Origin of the sequence: Methylobacterium sp. V23 (assembly GCF_002917135.1) — a bacterium.
Lineage (GTDB): Bacteria > Pseudomonadota > Alphaproteobacteria > Rhizobiales > Beijerinckiaceae > Methylobacterium.
This window is the reverse complement of record NZ_PDHT01000043.1, coordinates 1-18,505: the sequence shown is the minus strand read 5'-3', so window position 1 is coordinate 18,505 and position 18,505 is coordinate 1. Positions and strand designations below refer to the sequence as shown.

Sequence of the window (18,505 nt, the reverse complement as noted above, 5' to 3'; positions counted from 1 at the left end):
GATATATGACGGTAGTGTTAACATATGGAACTTACGACCTATTCCATGTAGGGCATTTAAACCTGTTGCGACGGCTCAAGCAGATGGGCGATAAATTAGTAGTAGGAGTTTCTACGGACGAGTTTAATCTGCGCAAAGGGAAAAAATCTATCATAAATTTCGAAGATCGGAGCGCGATTGTTGCTTCAATAAAATATGTAGATTTGGTGATTCCCGAGGAGGATTGGGCGCAAAAGCGAAGCGATATCGTAAAGCACGGTGTACATAAGTTCGTGATGGGAGATGACTGGACCGGAAAATTCGATGATCTTGGTGATCTTTGCGAGGTCGCCTATCTGGATCGAACCCAGGGCGTTTCGTCGTCGGAGATCAAGCAAGCCTTGGCTGTTTTCTCTAGAGAAAGACTGGACGAGCTTGTTAAAGCAATCAATACTGTCGGAGCCATTGCAAAGACTTTAAACACTTAGAGGGGAAATAGTGTATAATTTCTTTCCGTCGCAAGGCTTTTTTGGCTCAGCAGACTTCAACGGACTCGAAATCAGGGTCGACCAGGAGATAGAAGGTATCACACTTAGGCTGGGCACCGACGCGGCGGAAATCCTAAATCTTTCGGCTCTCCGAATTTTTGATGCTGATGGTTCGTTGCTTGAACCTGCTGCTGTAATCGCCAGTCAGAGTTCTGCTATCGACGAACGGTTCGTTGCTTCAGGATTGCTAACCGGAGCAGGAGTGCACACCAGGCGAGAGATGGGAGCCTGGTGGCAAGCTGAGCTCAAGCCAATCCATGTGTCTCGGATTCTTTTGCTGAACAGGCCTGACGAGTGGGGAGTAAGATCAAGTTCTCTCTGTGTTCATCTGAGGGCGCAGGGCATCAACAAGTGTGCGTACGATCCACATAGCGTAAACAGGCTTGCCGAAACCTTCAATACATTTTACAGAACCTGCGGCGTTGCTTACTCATCCAATACATATGACTTGGCTTTTTGCAGAGAAAACTGGTTCCGACAAATCAAAGCCGCCCTAGTGGATAAAGCTCAACGCGGGGAGATGATCAGTCGCGGCGATGCACTAACGCTTTCCCAGCTGTTAGTCCCTCAGTCGGTCGATCGTCTCGACTCCAGGTTTCTGGGGTCATTACTATACCTCAGCGCGCTGAATTACAGGATTCCGGCGGAGACACTATCGAATTATAGTCGGTATTTAAATTCGCCAGATGCTATATTGGGCTTTGAGCGCGAGTTAAACGACACTGCTTCTATTGCAGGCTCAAGCAAGCGATTCTGTGTTACCAAGCATGGGATCATGGAGGCATTGTTAGTCCAAAAAGCCGACGAATTTATCGATCTTTCGAGAGACGTTCTCTCTGTTCTTGAAGCGGCTGGGTTTAGCGTATGCATCTGCTACGGCACCCTCCTTGGTGCCGTCCGTAACAATGATTTTCTGCCGCACGATGATGATGTTGACCTGCTTGTGATATTAGATGCTGAGAATGAGGTCGAAGAAAAATCGATTGAAAGCACAATTTATGGTGTGTTGCAGAACGCGGGTTTCAGCACGCATCGTTCATCATCACATCGCAATTTTCACGTCCAGCGGGGCGGTATAGCTTTGGATGTATTTCCGGCTTGGAGAAAGGATGGGCAGATTCGCTTATATATGGAGCGGATGAAAATAAGAACGTTGAGCGATGACATCATCACACCACTTTCAACAATTTCTCTCCATGGAGTTTCGTTGCCAGCTCCTAATCGCCCTTCGGCTTTTCTAGATGAGCGATATGGGCCTAATTGGAAAGTACCAGATCGTTTTCATGAGTGGCCTTGGCCGCTGAAATAGCTATGATGAACACTTCGCTGCAGCAGGTTGGTGACTAGTTCACTGCCACCGACAATACGCACAGCAACCGGTTCGTTTCTCTTGCGTTCGTAGGCAGTTAGTGGATGTTCACGTGGTGGTTTCGGCAGTGTCTGTGCACTAGACGTTTGCGGCATCTGGCATTATTTTGGCCGTCCCGTCGGAAGTGCTCGGGTGGGCCATCCTTGGGGGTGAAAAGGCAGCTAATCTGGCTGATTTGATAAACCTGAGATTGCTGAGACTCAGAATAGATTCCTGTTTCTGTCGCGAGCTTAGCTGAGTATATTATTCTGCCGAAGTAGTGTTGATCAGAGTTGTAACTTATCTTGCAGAAGCGTCTGTTGGTGGTGGGGATGACGTCGGCAGGTTTTGTCTAGACGAAGGGCTGTGGGTCGGCGTTCGTCTGCCGATGTAAACGTGGACCGCAGTTTCAAGGTTGGTGGTCTTTTGGAAGGCGCTGCGCTGTAGGCGCCAACGGATCAGCATTGCAAACCAGCCCTCGACGAGGTTGAGTCCCGACGCGGACGTCGACGTGACGTTAAGGTGCGAGCGCGAACGCTTCACGAGCCAGTGTGCACGTCGAGATCGTCCGGTACGGCGGCTTCGATATGATCTAGGGAGAGGCGGAACTCAACCGAACAATGGCGGCGTATGCAGCGGTCGATCGCCGTCCCAGCCTAGATGTCGAGGGCGGCGAACAGGTCAGTTGTGCCCTGGCGACGAGCGGACACCTCGAGGTACCCGTTCCTTGCGAGGCGGCCACATGATTCCCATGCTGGGTCAGTGTGCCAACCTCGCCCACAACTTCAAGCGCTTCCTCTGGATCAAAGCCCTGCCGGTCGGGGCCTGCGGGGGCTTGAGCGGGAAACTCTCGGCTCCCACGACATCCGATAATCGCAGTCTATGGATGAAGATTTCGATCGCTGTAGCGCTGCTCTGACCGCGTGCGTGGTCGTGGCGCAGCCGTGAAGAACCTGTCCCATAACGCTTCCCAGTATGCGGCGGCCTCAGCTAAACTGATGCCACCACACCACGGGACTGCATAAAATCCGTCAGCGCCCCCCGTCCCGCGAATTGCGCCCAAGTCAACCGCAGAACTCCACGGTCCGGCGATTTGACCTCGTTACGTCAATACTCTCCAAAATCTGTGGTGGCATGAAAGATTTTTTGGTATAATGCAACGCATGGTCGACACTCAGGCGCTTCCGTCCATTCAATCGGGATTTCGAACGCCTAGCGGCGCCAAGCTCAGCAAAGCCATCACGGATGGTTTCGGCTCTGTACTGATTGAAGTTGAGCATACGCAAAACCAAGTCTGCAGTATTGTTGGACTCACTGCGCAGCCGTATTTCAGACTGGATACGGTCTCGCGACTCGAGCCGCAGAAGCTAGCATCCTCATTTTTCATAAGCCGGGCTCCTCCTCCGGCGGCTGAGCATAGCAACAACTTTGTATGGGCAATTGAGAGCGCTCGTAATGCCAGCGAGCGGCTGCTAGTCGTTCCAACGATCCTGGAAAAGGCGGGTTTCGACACTGCGTTCACCGAGCTGTTTCGGAAAGCAGTTGAGGCAAATTTAAGCCTTGCTGCTGATTTGGTGCGTGCTGATAAGATGGGCGGCCTGCTTAGGCGGTCGCTTGGGTACGGGAAAAGTGCGGGCTCACAGGCCCTGCGTGGCGCTCGCTCCGTCGCTCTCGTGGTCTGCTGCCGTGGCAGCGATTCCTTCAGTCTTGGGAGTTGGGTCACAGCAAAATCGATACGCTATACGCTCGGGGGTGTGGCAAGCCTCTGGGATTTATCAGCGGAAGGCCGCTTGGCAGAGGACATTCCTACCCAGCTCTTCGACCAAACGAAAAGTTTCACCTCGATCTACGATGCGAAATACTTTATGGATGAGCATGAGTTTGTTTTATTTTTGCCTCCTGGTGTTGTTATATCGTATCCGCTAAACAATATGCTAGCTGAAGTTCTCAATTACACTGAGATGGGCAAGATCGTTCAGTTGCGTACCAACGGTGAATCTCGCCGCTTAGACATATTAACGGCTCTAGATGCTCCGCTCACGCGCCCTCGAGACTTCCAGATCACTGGGTTCTACCCTGTCCTTGTTCGTACCAGGGACATTTGTGCGGTACTATCGGGCTACCGTTGCTATGATTCCACGCTTGTGATGCTGTTCGATCTTCTACGTGAATTCCCAGTTTTAGAAGTGGTGGTTGGCGAAGAGGATGGCCTCGTGCAAACAGCACCGCCGCCTGTCCACTCTCACCCGCTACAAATGATCCGTTCTATAAGAAATTGTCTTGAAGCGACCATTCCTTCACATGGGCAACAGCCATGACGGAAGCCCTTCGCGTGGCTATTCTGGCGCATTCACATCCGGCTATTAAAAAGGGCGGAGGAGAGATCGTTGCCCACCGATCCTACGTACACCTGCGGCAACTCTGTGATTACGCTAGCTTGTTTGCCGTTGCGCCACGAGAGGTTCCGGGATCAAGTTCCCTTTTTGCTAGCGATGAGCAGATCGTAAAATACGCAGAAGCCGAATATCTGCTGAGCGGAAGCGGATATGATAACTTTCTCGGAACAACGAGCGATTGGAAAACTCTTGACTGTATCGCTGACATCTGTGAAGATGCCGGAATTAACGTCTTTCATTTCCATCATTTCTTTCGCCTCGGGGTGAATTCCGCTTCTTACCTTCGCGGCCGCTTCCCACAAGCCGCATTTGTACTGACGCTACACGAATATCTGTCAGTCTGCTACATGCATGGCCAGATGCTGAAACGGAACTCTCGCCTTCTCTGCGAACGCGCATCACCCGTTGACTGTCACCTCTGCTTTCCTGAGCATACGAAAGAGGAATTCCGATTTCGCGCTACTTTGTTCGCGCAGAACTTCCGTAGCTTCGACGTAATCACATCTCCCAGCGAGTTTCTGGCGCGGAGACATGAAGAGGCGGGCCTGACACCGGCGATACGCGTCGTACGAAACGGAACGTCTGGCCTTATAATTTCGAACCCTGAAAAGAAAGCACTACCGGACGTTCGAAAGAAATTCGCCTTCTTCGGACAAGCTACCCCTTTCAAAGGACTTGATATCTATTTGAATGCCGCTGTCGCGCTACTGGAAAAACATGGAGCCGTTGCAACGTTCGCCGTGTTTGGGTGTGATGTAGCCACAATAAAAGCAATGCCGGAATGCCGCGACTTAGTTCGTCCCCTCAGAAAATGGGCATCTCAAGTTCATCTCCGCGGCGCCTACGACCCTCGCACAGTGCTGGATCACATGCAGGCGTCGGGATGGATTGTAGTTCCTTCTGTATGGTGGGAGAACTCTCCGCTCGTCATTCAGGAAGCTTTTCTAGCTGGTCGCCCCGTCATCTGCTCTGGTATCGGTGGCATGAGGGAGGCAGTGACGGATCAACACGACGGGCTTCACTTCAGTCCAAACGATTGGGGAGATCTCGCAGAAAAGTTTGAGAACTGTATTTTTGAAGAAGCCCTTTGGTCAAGACTTCAGCAGGGCGTGCGGTCACCGAACAACGTTGAAAATATGAACGATGAATTTGTGCGAATCTATAAAGAGATTTTAAAAGGCAACAACAATCCAACAATGCCATAAAGCCTACATATTGATATGTGCTGCCGTCTGAACAGACTGGACCCGCACAAGCTGCGCTTCTAATGCGCGCACGAAAGACACTGACGGTTGCGTATCGGCGACTGGGCGAAGCGGTCGCAGGCATACTATTATAAGTTGAGGGCCATCTGCTCTTGCGTGGCCTTGCTCATCCACCGCCTCAGCCGTGATCCGCCGACGAACCCGCTCCCGTCCTTCCAGCGCTTACCGAACAATCCGGATCCACACGCGTCACGACAGACGCGCGATCCCGCTCACCATCAGCTCAAAACACGCTATCGGCCACCCAGCGCATGCTTGACGAACGACCCGGCCCGCGCTTGTCCCGGGGGTCTGGCGGATTGGCTCCGCCCGCTCCTCCGCGATAATGGGGCGACGACCATACATCGAAACCAAATCAGCCGGAGCGTCGATTGCGCTACGTACATCGTGCTGATGCGGCGCGGCGCAAGCTGGATAACATCCGCGACGTCATTGTGCCCGGCAAGATCACTCGGCTGACGCCGCCGGGCGCAAGCTCAATCCGGTTGGACGGCAGGTCCCTACGCGCGGGACCAGGCAATGGCAGCTCGTGCTTTCCCGACGACATCCAGGCCCTCGCTCGAGCCGCACAAGAAGCCTCACCGAAGTTACGGCCTTCGCCCAATTAGAAGATACGGCGAAATCATGCTCCTCCAGGAATCAATCCAAGCTCATGAGGTGGCAGCAGACGGCTCCTAATCCGGCTGTTGGTAGCAGATACATGCACGACCGTGATCATCGGTCATGAAACGCACTCCTAACTGCTCTAGAACAGATCTTAGCTTTTCGGCAGTGTCGAGGCGAATGCCGCCCTGCTCGGTCTCGAAGCGGTTGACCGTATACGGAGAAACTCTGGCCAAACCAGCCACCTCGCGGACTCCCAACTTCACCGCCGCTCTTGCCATTCTCAATTGCGCTGGCGTCATCCAATACTCCGTACCAAAAAAACCGCACAGGGTATTGACCGGATGCCGCTCCCTGTCTTAAGTAACTAGCACAGGGTGTAGCTTTCTCAAAATGGTGCGCCAGATGTCCTACTACCGTTCCATCTCGTGGTCCGCCGCTGTGCGAGAACTCCGCTTTGATCGCATGCAGATCACTTCCGATGAGCGACGGAAGCTTCTTCGCCGTGAAACCTTCATCAAGATAGCTGTCGGACGCGCCCGCCTCGGGATACGTACCTCACCCCTCGTTGTGATGGGGCGCTATGATCGACGTGCCATCATGTACACAGCCCTTGCGACCGCAAGGGCTCGCCAAGCCGTCACGGGTGACCCTTGGAGGCTTTGCCTTTCCGATGCTCTGAAAGGAACCTGGCTGGTTGCCAAGGGTGTACGCCTCTCGGCCATGCCTCACCAGCAGAAGGTGCCTCCGTGGATTTCGAAGCCCCTGCAGCGATCAGTAGGAACAACGCAGATTAGCAAAACTCCTTACCGGCGCCCCGTTTCACACGAAGCATTGCCAAGCCAAGCGCTGTGCAGCCTGCCGCGTCGAACTCACCGGAACCCAACGCCGGCGCCCCTAAGTGCTCCCGTGAGTACACCGCCCGTTTCGTGCTGAGACGAAGGCTCATCGACCTACTTGGGTACGAGGCTCCAGTCGGCCCCCAATCCATTTAACCGTAGAGGCACACCATGCGCGAAGAACGATCGTGGGAGCGCGCGGCTGACCCGTCGTGCCCGACCGTTGCAACACTGGGTCTCTCTGTAAGGCTTGTCTCCTTGGAGCAAGACACTGAGCTCCGCTCCCTAATCGAGCGCTACGAGCAACTGCTCCGCGAGTGGGAGCACCTCAGTGATGAGGCGCTGACCCTGCTCTCAAACCGACCCCCCCGGTAAGTCGAGCACCGCAATGCCCTTCATCACCCCCGAGGACGTCAGCACCACCCGGCGTGCCTCCTTGTCACCCCGCCGCCGTCTGCAGGCTTGGGAGCGAACCAGCGGCACCTGCGTCGTCTGCAATCAGCGGATTGATGGCGTGCGCGAGCGCTGGATTGTCGAGCACATTCGCGCCCTCGAACTCGGGGGCGCTGACACCCTCGACAATATGGGCCCAGCCCATGAGTCGTGTGGCCGAACAAAGACCCGAGATGATCACGCCCGGACGGCACAAGCCAAGCGGCAGAAAGTTCGCCATCTCGGCGCAGCCATTACCGCACGTCCCCTTCCCGGCTCGCGTGCCACAGCCCTCAAGCGCAAGATCAACGGGATGGTAGTGCCCCGAGCCGATAGCACGCGGGAAGCATGCGCGGCACCGCGGGGCGCGGCCATCCTCGACCCTGCGCCTGCGGAATCTGAAACCGACAGCACACAGCACGGGCCCGGTCAGTTGAGCCTGCAACAGCGTGCACGAACAAACTGCGACGGCATACGGGTCAGGCCTGAGGCCGCCACCTCGGGCGCACAGGGGACTATGCCGGAGCAAACTTGCGCCCAACCCCCATCTGCGCTCGAGGATGCGATTGCCCTCCCGCACGACCTTGCGGCCATTTTTGGTTGCCGCCCTCCCCTGCCCGATGAAGCACCCGAGGCCTATCACAGTCTGCAGCGTGTCATCCTGAGCGAGTTGAAACCAGCAGACTTCATCGAGGCCATCTGGGCGAACGAGATTGTGGATCTCACCTGGGAGGCCTTACACCTCCGCCAAGCGCGGACGCAGATCCTCGTCCAAGCCCGACTGGCAGCGGTCCAGCACCTTATTAAGCCGGTCGTCGAGATCCATCGGCAACGCGGGGTGGAAAGCTCCGGCGGAAGCAGTACCAGCTGCCTCGCACTGGGCTGGATCAGCGGCGCGGAGCACGAGCAGGCCCAAGTCAACCAACTCCTACAAGAGCGCGGTCTCACATCGCTCGCCATATCGGCGAAAGCGCTCCAGTTGACCCTATGCGACATCGAACGCGTCGACCTGATGATCACCTCGGCTCACCAGCGTCGGGACGGACTCCTTCGCGAGATGGTGCGCAAGCGGGCAGACGCCGCGCTGCACCGACGAGGGACTCTAGCCTGAGCCTGGACAGGCTCAAGCGATCACTGGGTGCTCCCTCCATTTTTTGATATCGTGATAACGCGATACGGAGATTGAAAATGGCGCAGCTTATTGTTCGCAACTTGGACGGTAGCGCGAAGGCTGGCTTGCGCGGCCGAGCAGAGCGACACGGCCGAAGTGTGGAAGCTGAAGTTCGGGAACTATCACAAGCCGCAGCTGCAGACAGTGGTGAGACGCAGGGTCCGCTTGGCGGCCGCATCACAGCGCGCTTTGCTCGCGTTGGCCTCCAAGAGGAGATCCGCGAGCAGCGGGGCACACTGGCTCTACCGGCGACATTCGAGTAATTGTTCTCGATACAAACGTCCTGTCAGCCCTAATGCGCACTGAGCCGAATCGTGCCGTCCTTGCCTAGCTCGACCAACAGCCCCCCGAGTCGATTTGGCTGACATCCATCACGGTGTGCAAAGTCAAGTTCGACCTCGAGCTTATGCCCCAGGACGCCGTCGATCGCAGCTCGAAGGAGCATTCGAGCAAATGATGCAGGACGATTTCGCCAATCGAGTCCTACCATTCAACCACTCGGCGGGAGAGCAGGCCGCTTCAGGCTACGAACGACGGGCAGGGGCGGCACCGGCGATGAGCGCCTTGCAGCAGAGAGCAACCAGCAACGGCTGCGCTTTATGGGCCGTGCAGAGCTTGGTCGTCGCCTAACTCGCGGGCAGCCTCAAACATCTCAGACACCCGTAACGCTGAAAGGTCTGCTCGTAGACCGTCGCCCCTCCACAGGCTTCAGAAGCTCCCACCCTCGCTTGAGTTGCGTCTCCCTTAGGTTTGAACCAGAGGAGAGAACAGGACCGGAACAGAACCTTCGGACCTGAGACAGGAGCTGCCCTGTGGCGAAGAAATCAAGCTCACATTCGTTAGCGGTGAGCGAGCTGCGTTCAGGCTCGACGAGCCTTCTTCCCCCATCCCACGTCATCTTGAAGGGCGAGGACGGGGAGCAGTACGCCCGAATCCTCGACCAGGTCACGCGCAGCGTCAGCCCAACTGACATCATCGAGGAGTTCTGGGTCCGGGACGTCACCGACCTCCTCTGGGAGGTGCTACGGCTTCGGCGCCTCAAGGGTAGCCTACTGCAGGCCGCAACACGTCAAGGACTTATCACAGTGCTTGAGCCACTCGCCGACTATATAAAAGCTCGCCTCTTAGCGGATGGATGGTTCTGCGGAGACCAACAGGCGAAGCAGGAGACGGACGAACTCCTGAATGAGGCGGGCCTCTCGTTCGATGTCGTCCTGGCAGAGGGTCTTGCCGCGAAACTCAGCGACATCGAAAGAATCGACCGCATGATCGCAGGCGCTGAAGCCCGCCGAAACGCAGTCGTGCGCGAGATCAGCCGCCACCGCGACGCTGTAGCGGCCAGGTTGGCCCGCGCCAGCGAGACGATTGAGGAAGCCGAGTTCGCGGAAGTCAGTTCCAACAATCACCACGCAGCTGGCCCTCATGATCAGCAGCCGTAAGGAGCAGGCCAACCGCTCCAATGCCAAGCGCAGCACGGGTCCCCGGACAGCCGAAGGCAAGGCTCGAGCATCGCGCAATGCGCTGGGGCATGGGCTCGCCATTCCTGTAACGGCAAACCCGGCGTTGCAAGCGGAGGTCCACCAGCTTGCGCGGGCCATTCTTCTGAGCTGTGGTCCAGGTGGCAACCTGGAGGTGGCCACCCGGGTGGCTGAAGCCCAGGTTGACCTGAACCGCGTCCGTTGTGCTCGCAGCCAGCTCATTAGCCGCGCTCTGCAAGAGAATCCTGCCACTGGCAACTGGCAGCTTGCGCTCAGTGGGAAGCTCAACGACGCCGCCCTACGCAAGTTGCTTGCTGACCGAAGCACCCGTGTGCAAGTCATCCGTGAATTGGCGAAAACTCATGGGTTCGATCTGCTGACCGAATCTTCTGAAGAGCGTGAGGCGCGCAGATTGGACGACATCGCAAAAGAATTGAAAGCGCTTGAGCGATACGAGAGCCGAGCCTTGTCCCGACGGAAATTCGCCATCCGGGCCTTTGATGCCGCTTCGTCCCAGCCAGCGGAGACATCCGCCGTTGAGTTCGAGTCCGCGACCGTCCGCAATCGGTCGTAGGCAAGTTGGGCCTCCCCAAGGTTGCTGGGTTCGGCACGCTGGCGCGCAGCAGGCCAGCGCGGCTTCTGACGGCGTGTCCAACCACTGGAAAGAGTGCGGCAGACACCAACTCGCGACGTGGTGGCTCGTGCCTCACGGGTGCAGCAGCGGAGACACGGAGGCGTGAGAGCTCGTCTTCGACGGACCAGGAATGACAGATCCACCCGCGCCCAGTCGATAACCAGAACCGGGAGCACAATGGGCGATCGTGGTAAGGCTCGTCCTTCGAGCAGGGGGCGTTGTCACACGAACCGGCCAGGGTCACACTCAGTAATCCTGAATGGGAGGGGCCCAGCAAGGGAAGGATCCACGATGTCTCCTTTTTCCGCCAAATCGAAGGGAGCCAGTGAGGATGAGGCCGACCCTTTCTCAGATGAGGCTGTTCGAGGACAGGCCTTCCGCAATGTTCGCCCGGCTCAGGTTCCCTTTGAGGAGCAACCAGGACTGTCGGTGCCTGAGCCGGAGAACCCAGATTCCCTCGCCTCCCCATCGGAAGAGGAAAAACCTTGTCGGAGCTCGACCGACGATCAAGCCGATGAGCTGCTGTCGGACGACGCGTACTGGCGTGCAGCATACCGGGACCGCGATGACGAGTTAGATTCCTATGCGCGCCCGTCGACACCGCTCGCGCACGATCAGGACGACCACATTATCTTGGGTTTCGAGAGGCAGGATGCGAGTTCCGCTCAGGTCAGCGAGAACGCGCGTGAGGGTGGCACTATCCCTGACCACGACGATCGTGGCGCAGGGTCTTGGGGCATCACCCAAGCGCCAAGAGCACCCTTAAGGCATTCCAGTCAGGTTTCGCGCACGGCAACGGGCCTCAACTCACCCGCGTTCAACGGCAAGGCGAGAAGGCCCCGGCATGAGGCCATCCGCGAGCCCACAGACGCGAGCTTCGCCGACAAAGATTTTGAGACTGCGGCGTACCGGAACGCAGACGAAGACGCTCTCGCGGGGGGCTCAACGTCATCCATCAACGAGCAGGATCGCTTCGTCGACCGCCCAATCCTAAACACGCCCTCCCCGCTCCCCCGGACTGCCTCCGAAGCGAAAGAGCGCGTCCCCGATAAGAACCGCCGCCTTACAGAGGATCGGGACATCAGGACTGGAGGAACCCAGCCTGTGCCACATCCCAGAGGGCAGATTGCTACGCCATCTGACGTCAGTACCCCATCGCTGCCGCCTGCAGCCAGAGGAACCCTTGCCCCTGGTGTGGTCAGTCAAAGCGGTACGGTCCGTCACGATGAAGCTCCCCAACCGACGCTCCTCTCGGATCCTCACCTCGCACTGCAGTTCCGCGCAGAGCACCCTGTTGCCCCTTTCCAAGAGTCAGAAGGTGTAATCGCAACGCCATTCCCCAACCTGCTGGCTGAGGTCCGCGCTCCGAGCCTTCGAGAGCAAAGGCGGGAATCCGTTTCGCTCAATCCACCTGAAGCGAGCAACGCTGCTAAGGCGGGAGAGCCGTTTGAAACCCAGCCCGGACCTTCAGCCCCTGCAGTCCTCAGTGCCCTTTCCCAAGAGTCTGAAGGGGGAACCGCAACGCCGCTCCCTGACCTATCACCCGAAGTCCCCGCTCCGAGTCCTCGAGAGCAAAAGCTAGAATCCGTTTCGCTTGATCCACCCAAAGCGGGCAATGCTGCTAAGGCAGAAAAGCCGTTTGAAACCCAACGTGGACCTTCCGCTCCCTCAGTCCTCACTGCACCAGAAAACTTCATTGCAGAAAGTTTCTGGCGCAAAAGCAAACGCAAGTTCCGGAAGCGAATATATCAAAGGATATTCGCGGTCGCTGTTGCGGCTATCCTTGCGGGTGCGACGTGGGCACTAATGAACGGCACCGTGCCTGGGCTCGGTGGCAATCGGCAGTTCAGCAATCCGGGAAACACGCGCACCACCAGAAGCGATTCACTTGATCCTGCTGAGCCCGCAGGCTCGTCGGCTTACGTCCAGCAGTCCCCACGGGAGGGGGATGCAACGCAACAAAATGAGGCGACCAAGCCGGACGTGTCTGAGAGTTTGCCAACGCACGAGCCGTCCTTAGAGGCCAGGCCGAGGGTGACGTCGGAGCCTGAGAACTCCTCTCTCCCCAGCAGGGATACGACGACCGCGGCATCATCCCAGGATCCCGCAAAGCCTGACGATCGCCCGATCCCTGCGCTCGCACTCACGCCGATGTTAGGAACCCCTGGTTCAAGCACACTACCTGCACAGACTCCAAACACCCCGCAGCTTGCAGACCCAGCAGACCCCAACCGCCCACGCGCGCTGACGTCAGAACCACTCACTCCACCAGGGTCGTCGAATGGAGCTGTGGAGTCGGAGTCCAACAACCGCAATATGACGGTCGCCCTCTCTCCCGCCGCTACGGCAGATGTCACGCCCGAAGCGAGCACTCGCAGCTCCGATGCGCCCTCCACCAACCGTAGGACACGTCGTTCGGCCAAGCTTGACGCTTCCAATGTGCAGGCAGAGCGGCTCCTCGCGTCCGGGCAAATCGTTGCAGCACGTCTCGTCTTTCAGACCGCTGCCGCCGAAGGGGACCCGCGCGGCGCACGCGGCATCGCACGAACTTACGACGAGCGAGTCATCAACAAATTCCCGGCGTCCGGCGTCACGCCAGATCGTGAGCAGTCGGAGCTTTGGTACAGGGTTGCCAATAGACTCGAGGCGCGGCAGCGGAATCGCACAACCACCAGATCGGATGATAAGCGGTAAGGTCTAGTCTTCCTAGCAGTTGCGTGTAACGGCGCCCGCTTCGTGGCCCCCTGCTGAAGGCCGACCATGGTGTCTGCGCCGCGCTCAGAGTTGGACATTGCAGCGCAAATCGCAGAGCGGCAGAACGTGCAATCAGGTGACAGCAAAAATCACAGAAGCGTTCGCAAAAAACCACAGAAAATGGAACGATATCCATGCTACAAACCAGCGACAAAGTGATAGCAAATCGTAAGCCACGTCATCAATTTATGCACATGGTACACTATAATGAATCATTCTAATGTGATTTAACACATACTTTGAGTAATATTCTGCTTCTCAGCATTGTTGATGCAGCTTAATCCGACGCTATTATTATAAATCCGAATTCATTGAACATTTTCTCTGGCGCGCGATGGCATTCATATCAGCGTCATAGGCGCGCCACTCGAATAAATCATGCGACTGCACCGTCGGTGAACCTTCGTCGAAGAGCGGCCAAGCGATTTCGCAGAACGAACCCAACACAGCACGCGAGATCAGTAGGGGTACGCACCGATTGCCAATGAGATATAGGTCAGGAGGGCTCGCGCGGCGTAATCGGACCCTCACGAGAGGTGGGAGCACCGTTGCGGCGCCACGTTGAACAGGCAATAGTTCCATCTTGTCTGAGTGGCTGGCTAGGCGGTCACCAAGTTGGTAAACGCCACTACGAACTGCATCTAGCACGGTCCCTTCCGAGGGACGCTTGGCGTCCTGAACTCAGATGAAAAGATTGGAAGGCTTGTAGTGCGCATTGCCATGGTTGGGTCAGGGTATGTGGGGCTGGTGTCGGGCACCTGCTTTGCCGATTTCGGCCATAGCGTAGTCTGCATCGACAAGGATCCGGCCAAAATCGACGCGCTGAACGCGGGCCGCATCCCCATCTTCGAGCCCGGCCTCGAGACGCTGGTGGCCGACAATGTCCGCCAGGGCCGGCTCACCTTCACCACCGAGTTCAAGGACGCAGTCGCTCAGGCCGACGCCGTCTTCATTGCCGTCGGTACGCCCTCACGCCGCGGCGACGGCTTTGCCGATCTTAGCTACGTCTACGCCGCGGCCCGCGAGATCGCCCAGAGCTTGTCCGGGTACACGGTGGTGGTGACCAAATCGACCGTGCCGGTCGGCACCGGCGACGAGGTCGAGCGCATTCTGCGAGAGACCGCGTCGGACGCCGAGGTGGCGGTGGTCTCCAACCCCGAGTTCCTGCGCGAAGGCGCAGCGATCGCCGACTTCAAGCGGCCCGATCGTATCGTGATCGGCGCCGAGGACGAACGCGCGGCCGAGGTGATGCGCGAGGTTTATCGTCCGCTCTATCTCAACGCCGCTCCGATCCTGGTGACCGGCCGGCGCACGGCGGAGCTGACGAAGTACGCCGCCAACGCGTTTCTGGCCACCAAGATCACCTTTATCAACGAGATTGCCGACCTCTGCGAGCAGGTGGGCGCTAACGTGCAAGAGGTCGCCCGCGGCATCGGTCTCGACAACCGCATTGGCTCCAAGTTCCTGCATGCCGGCCCCGGCTACGGCGGCTCATGCTTTCCCAAGGATACGCTGGCCCTGGTCAAGACGGCCCAGGATGCCGGTACTCCGGTGCGCCTGGTCGAGACCGTGGTGGCGGTCAACGATCAGAGGAAGCGTGCCATGGCCCGCAAGGTGATCCAGGCCTGCGGCGGCTCGGTCCGGGGCAAGACCATCGCAATCCTGGGCCTGACGTTCAAACCCAACACCGACGACATGCGGGACGCGCCCGCCCTGTCGATCATCACGGGCCTTCAGGACGGCGGAGCCACGATCCGAGCCTACGACCCCGAGGGCATGGCGGCGGCGCGCCCACTCCTGTCCGACGTCACCTACGCCAGCGACGCCTATGATTGCGCGCAGGGTGCCGACGCCTTGGTCGTCGTGACGGAATGGAACGCTTTCCGAGCGCTGGATTTCAGCCGCCTGCGCGATGCCATGCGCGCGCCAGTGTTGATCGACTTGCGCAACGTTTACTCACAGGAGGTGGTCAAGCGACACGGATTTAAATACGTCAGCATCGGCCGTAAGCCGTGAGGCCGCATCAAGGCAATGGCGACGAGCTTGGCAGTTGGCGTCATCGTTGGGCGGTAGTGGTATAGCGGAAGGAAGCAAATGCATTTCCTCGTGACGGGCTCCGCTGGCTTCATCGGCTATCACCTCAGCCACCGTCTCTTGGCTGAAGGCCACACCGTCACGGGCTTTGACGCGCTCTCTGATTATTACGATGTCGGCTTGAAGCGTGCGCGCCACAACGATCTAGCCCGGAATGCCAGCTTTGAGGCAGTGGAAGGCCGGCTGGAAACGCCAGGCCTGTTACTGCATCTCCTGGACTGCGTGAAGCCGGACGTCATCTTCCACCTCGCTGCGCAGGCCGGAGTCCGATACAGTTTGGAAAATCCGCAAGCCTACGCGGACGCGAACCTCATTGGCAGCTTCAATCTATTGGAGGCCGTGCGCGCGCATCCCGTGCGCCACTTGCTCCTGGCCTCCACCAGTTCAGCTTACGGCGGCAACACGCAGCTCCCTTTCCGGGAAACAGACAGGGCAGTCACGCCTCTTACTCTCTACGCCGCCACAAAGCTCGCGATGGAGGCGATGGCCCATTCCTATAGCCATCTCTTCAGCATTCCCACAACGGCGTTCCGCTTCTTTACGGTCTACGGGCCTTGGGGGCGCCCCGATATGGCGCTGTTTCTCTTCACCCGTAAAATCTTGGCGGGCGAGCCGATTGAGGTTTTTTCCGGGGGAAGCGCCGAGCGTGACTTCACGTACATCGACGATCTCGTAGATGCGATCCGCCGCTTGGCTGATGTGCCTCCACCCTTTCCAGCCACAACCGGCCCGGTCTGTGAGACAGACACACTGAGCAACTGCGCACCGTACCGCTTGGTAAATATCGGAGGCGGACACCCCGTTCGCCTCGACGCCATGATCGATGAACTAGAAAGAGCCCTCGGTCGCCAAGCTGCCCGTATCTCTAAGCCTCTCCCCCCAGGTGATGTCGCCCGTACCGCAGCGAATACGGAACTACTCCGAGCTCTCGTCGGGCAAGTGCCGCAGACACCGATTACGGAAGGCATTCCGACTTTTGTGGCTTGGTACAAAGAATACTACGGCATTTCCTGAGGGGCTCGACGCGTCGTTCAGCCAAGCTTAACGCTTCCAATGTGCAGGCGGGGCGGCTTCTAGCGTCCGGGCAAATCGCTGCAGCATGTCTCATCTTTCAGGCCGCTGCTGCCGAAGGAGATCCACACGGCGCACGCGGCATCGCCCGGACCCACGACGAGCGCGTCATCAACAAATTTGCAGCGTCCGTCGTCACATTAAGTGGTGGGCAGTCGAAGCTTTGGTACAGGGTTGCCAACGGGCTCGAGGCGCGTCAGCGGAACTGCACAACCATCAGCTCGGATGATCAGCGGTGAGGTCTAGCCTCTCGTGCAGTCGCGTCTGTCGTCGACCGCATGTTACCCCCTCCCCTGCCGAAGGCCGAGTACGCTGTCCTCCACCTCTCAACATTGAGCCACCAGATTTGAGCAAACACGCGAACGTTGCCGATGCTGAGGATGGCATCAGGAAGAGGGTCCGCGCCGCGATCAGGAGGTCGACTAAACCGCCCAGCATCCCCCTGCTTGCAGAGCAACCCTCCTCCCATAAATTGGCACAGAAACGACATTACATTCTGTGATTTTGAGATAGATACTATACTTTGATTCACGCCGAATGAAAAAATCAAAACTAACTCGATAATTTAGTTGGTTATAATTTTTTTACATCAACCCTCGGGCGTCGCACTTCAAATACGCCTAGAGATTGTGCTGCCAGCACGCCTTGGGGTTGAAATAGATCAGCGTTTTCGCAGAACGAACCCAACGCGGCATGTGAGATTGAAAGGGATATGTACAGTGCGTGGATGAGGTATAAGTCTGATTGGACCACATGAGCTTCACGCTCGGACGCACACCCCGGCAAGCGCGCATCGATCCGGCGCCGGTAACGCTCCGCCTAGATCGGCGGCATGACCCGCCGCATCCAATCAGGTGCGTGCATGGCAATCGCTCGAAGGCCAGCTTCAAAGTCTCGCTAACCGGCTCCAGCGGCATCAAAATAATGCCCTACGAGCGAACTCGCCGCGGCTTGCCTGAACTCCAAATTCTAGAGCCGGCTCCTGGGGGCGCGCTGCGAAGACCAGGGTGCGCGGCCGCCGAGCAGGCGCTACGTGGAAACCAGCAGCGGGAATTCAGCCGGGCCACTCTATCGGTCAACGGCTTAGCGAGCCGAGACTCCGGCAGCCACATGTGCGCAGGCGCTCGACCATGCTGAGTTGCACGTCGCGCGCCTGCTGAGGTGAGAACCGGAGAGCAGGTGCGTCTTAGGCGAACAGGAAGTCGGCGGCGTTGAGCTGCGTGGCGGTGACGTGCTGCAGCAGGATGTCGTGACCCGCATCCGAGATCAGCGCAAAGCCGTCCGCACCGGTCGATAGGTGCGCCTGCACATCGGCAAAGCTGGTGTAGCCCAGCCCGCTGAGGTCGATCTTGTCCGTGCCGCGTTGGAAGTCGGTGATGAAGCTCGAGCCGCGCTCACCGCTTTTGAACACGAACACGTCGGATCCGGCATCACCGGTCAGCGTGTCGTCGCCTGCGCCACCCCACAGCACGTCGTTGCCGATGCCACCGTTGAGCTTGTCGTGGCCCGCTCCACCGTTCAGCGTGTCGTGACCGGCCCCGCCGATCAGCACGTCGTTGCCGGCGCCACCCGTGAGCACGTTGTCGAGGCAATTGCCGACGCCGCTGAACCCGCCTGAGCCGGTGTAGACCAGGTTCTCGACGTTGCCCTTGAGCGCGTAGGTGGTCAGGCTGGTGCGCACCGTGTCCGTGCCGCTATTGGCCATCTCGGTGACCACGTCGCCCGAGTGGTCGACGATGTAGATGTCATCACCTGCACCCCCGATCATGGTGTCAGCACCCGCCCCACCATCCAGCGTGTCGTGGCCCGAGCCACCCGTCAGCTCGTCGTTGCCGGACGTGCCCGTCACGAGCTTGCCTGTCTCGGGCAGCGAACCAGAATCTGGAGGAACAG

The 18,505-nt window shown here is 58.0% G+C and carries 12 protein-coding genes and 1 pseudogene; 10 read left to right on the top strand and 3 right to left on the bottom strand.

Annotated elements, in window-relative coordinates:
• Nucleotides 1-5 precede the first annotated feature (5 nt).
• Both CRT23_RS24650 and CRT23_RS24645 read left to right on the top strand, forming a co-directional pair.
• On the top strand, nt 6-467 hold the full coding sequence (locus CRT23_RS24650; RefSeq protein WP_103712208.1) for an adenylyltransferase/cytidyltransferase family protein: 462 nt from the start codon (nt 6-8) through the stop codon (nt 465-467).
• A 10-nt stretch (nt 468-477) separates the two neighbouring features.
• Nucleotides 478-1,836: a LicD family protein gene (locus CRT23_RS24645; protein ID WP_146056496.1), complete on the top strand. Its 1,359-nt coding sequence runs from the start codon at nt 478-480 to the stop codon at nt 1,834-1,836.
• A gap of 325 nt (nt 1,837-2,161) precedes the next feature.
• Here CRT23_RS24645 and CRT23_RS29325 read toward each other — a convergent pair.
• Nucleotides 2,162-2,576, bottom strand: a pseudogene (locus CRT23_RS29325) (IS630 family transposase); the annotation flags it as partial.
• Between the two features lie 41 nt (nt 2,577-2,617).
• Here CRT23_RS29325 and CRT23_RS28690 point away from each other — a divergent pair.
• The 3 genes from CRT23_RS28690 to CRT23_RS24640 all read left to right on the top strand — a co-directional run bounded on the left by CRT23_RS28690 (nt 2,618) and on the right by CRT23_RS24640 (nt 5,476).
• Complete coding sequence (locus CRT23_RS28690) at nt 2,618-2,794, top strand: hypothetical protein (RefSeq protein WP_181017454.1); 177 nt, start codon at nt 2,618-2,620, stop codon at nt 2,792-2,794.
• Nucleotides 2,795-3,029: 235 nt separating this feature from the next.
• Nucleotides 3,030-4,193, top strand: a complete 1,164-nt coding sequence (locus CRT23_RS28050; protein WP_146056495.1) for a hypothetical protein — start codon at nt 3,030-3,032, stop codon at nt 4,191-4,193.
• The gene (locus tag CRT23_RS24640; RefSeq protein ID WP_103712206.1) at nt 4,190-5,476 is read left to right on the top strand and encodes a glycosyltransferase; all 1,287 of its coding nucleotides are present in this window, start codon (nt 4,190-4,192) and stop codon (nt 5,474-5,476) included. Before CRT23_RS28050 ends, CRT23_RS24640 begins: the two co-directional genes overlap by 4 nt.
• Before the next feature lie 734 nt (nt 5,477-6,210).
• On the opposite strand, the gene CRT23_RS24635 is transcribed toward CRT23_RS24640, so the two are convergent.
• The gene (locus tag CRT23_RS24635) at nt 6,211-6,441 is read right to left on the bottom strand and encodes a helix-turn-helix transcriptional regulator (RefSeq protein ID WP_103712205.1); all 231 of its coding nucleotides are present in this window, start codon (nt 6,439-6,441) and stop codon (nt 6,211-6,213) included.
• A 925-nt stretch (nt 6,442-7,366) separates the two neighbouring features.
• Here CRT23_RS24635 and CRT23_RS24620 point away from each other — a divergent pair.
• From CRT23_RS24620 to CRT23_RS24605, 5 genes are all read left to right on the top strand, one after another.
• Nucleotides 7,367-8,521: an HNH endonuclease signature motif containing protein gene (locus CRT23_RS24620; protein WP_103712203.1), complete on the top strand. Its 1,155-nt coding sequence runs from the start codon at nt 7,367-7,369 to the stop codon at nt 8,519-8,521.
• 872 nt (nt 8,522-9,393) lie between these two features.
• On the top strand, nt 9,394-10,020 hold the full coding sequence (locus tag CRT23_RS24615; protein ID WP_146056493.1) for a hypothetical protein: 627 nt from the start codon (nt 9,394-9,396) through the stop codon (nt 10,018-10,020).
• Complete coding sequence (locus tag CRT23_RS28040; RefSeq protein WP_146056492.1) at nt 10,004-10,633, top strand: hypothetical protein; 630 nt, start codon at nt 10,004-10,006, stop codon at nt 10,631-10,633. The genes CRT23_RS24615 and CRT23_RS28040 overlap by 17 nt, the downstream gene beginning before the upstream one ends.
• A 3,522-nt stretch (nt 10,634-14,155) precedes the next feature.
• Nucleotides 14,156-15,463, top strand: a complete 1,308-nt coding sequence (locus CRT23_RS24610) for a UDP-glucose/GDP-mannose dehydrogenase family protein (RefSeq protein ID WP_103712201.1) — start codon at nt 14,156-14,158, stop codon at nt 15,461-15,463.
• A gap of 78 nt (nt 15,464-15,541) precedes the next feature.
• Nucleotides 15,542-16,555 carry an NAD-dependent epimerase/dehydratase family protein gene (locus CRT23_RS24605; protein WP_103712200.1) on the top strand — a complete coding sequence of 338 codons (1,014 nt, stop codon included), beginning with the start codon at nt 15,542-15,544 and terminating at the stop codon, nt 16,553-16,555.
• Nucleotides 16,556-17,798: 1,243 nt separating this feature from the next.
• On the opposite strand, the gene CRT23_RS24600 is transcribed toward CRT23_RS24605, so the two are convergent.
• Nucleotides 17,799-18,505 (bottom strand): calcium-binding protein (locus CRT23_RS24600; protein WP_146056491.1); only part of this gene is annotated, 707 nt, incomplete at its 5' end.

What these genes read in the sequence shown, in the direction of transcription:
- CRT23_RS24650 (WP_103712208.1), top strand. Translation starts at nt 6, where the DNA reads ATGACGGTAGTGTTAACATATGGAACTTACGACCTATTCCATGTAGGG.
- CRT23_RS28690 (WP_181017454.1), top strand. Translation starts at nt 2,618, where the DNA reads ATGATTCCCATGCTGGGTCAGTGTGCCAACCTCGCCCACAACTTCAAG.
- CRT23_RS28050 (WP_146056495.1), top strand. Translation starts at nt 3,030, where the DNA reads ATGCAACGCATGGTCGACACTCAGGCGCTTCCGTCCATTCAATCGGGA.
- CRT23_RS24640 (WP_103712206.1), top strand. Translation starts at nt 4,190, where the DNA reads ATGACGGAAGCCCTTCGCGTGGCTATTCTGGCGCATTCACATCCGGCT.
- CRT23_RS24635 (WP_103712205.1), bottom strand. Translation starts at nt 6,441, where the DNA reads ATGACGCCAGCGCAATTGAGAATGGCAAGAGCGGCGGTGAAGTTGGGA.
- CRT23_RS24620 (WP_103712203.1), top strand. Translation starts at nt 7,367, where the DNA reads ATGCCCTTCATCACCCCCGAGGACGTCAGCACCACCCGGCGTGCCTCC.
- CRT23_RS28040 (WP_146056492.1), top strand. Translation starts at nt 10,004, where the DNA reads ATGATCAGCAGCCGTAAGGAGCAGGCCAACCGCTCCAATGCCAAGCGC.
- CRT23_RS24605 (WP_103712200.1), top strand. Translation starts at nt 15,542, where the DNA reads ATGCATTTCCTCGTGACGGGCTCCGCTGGCTTCATCGGCTATCACCTC.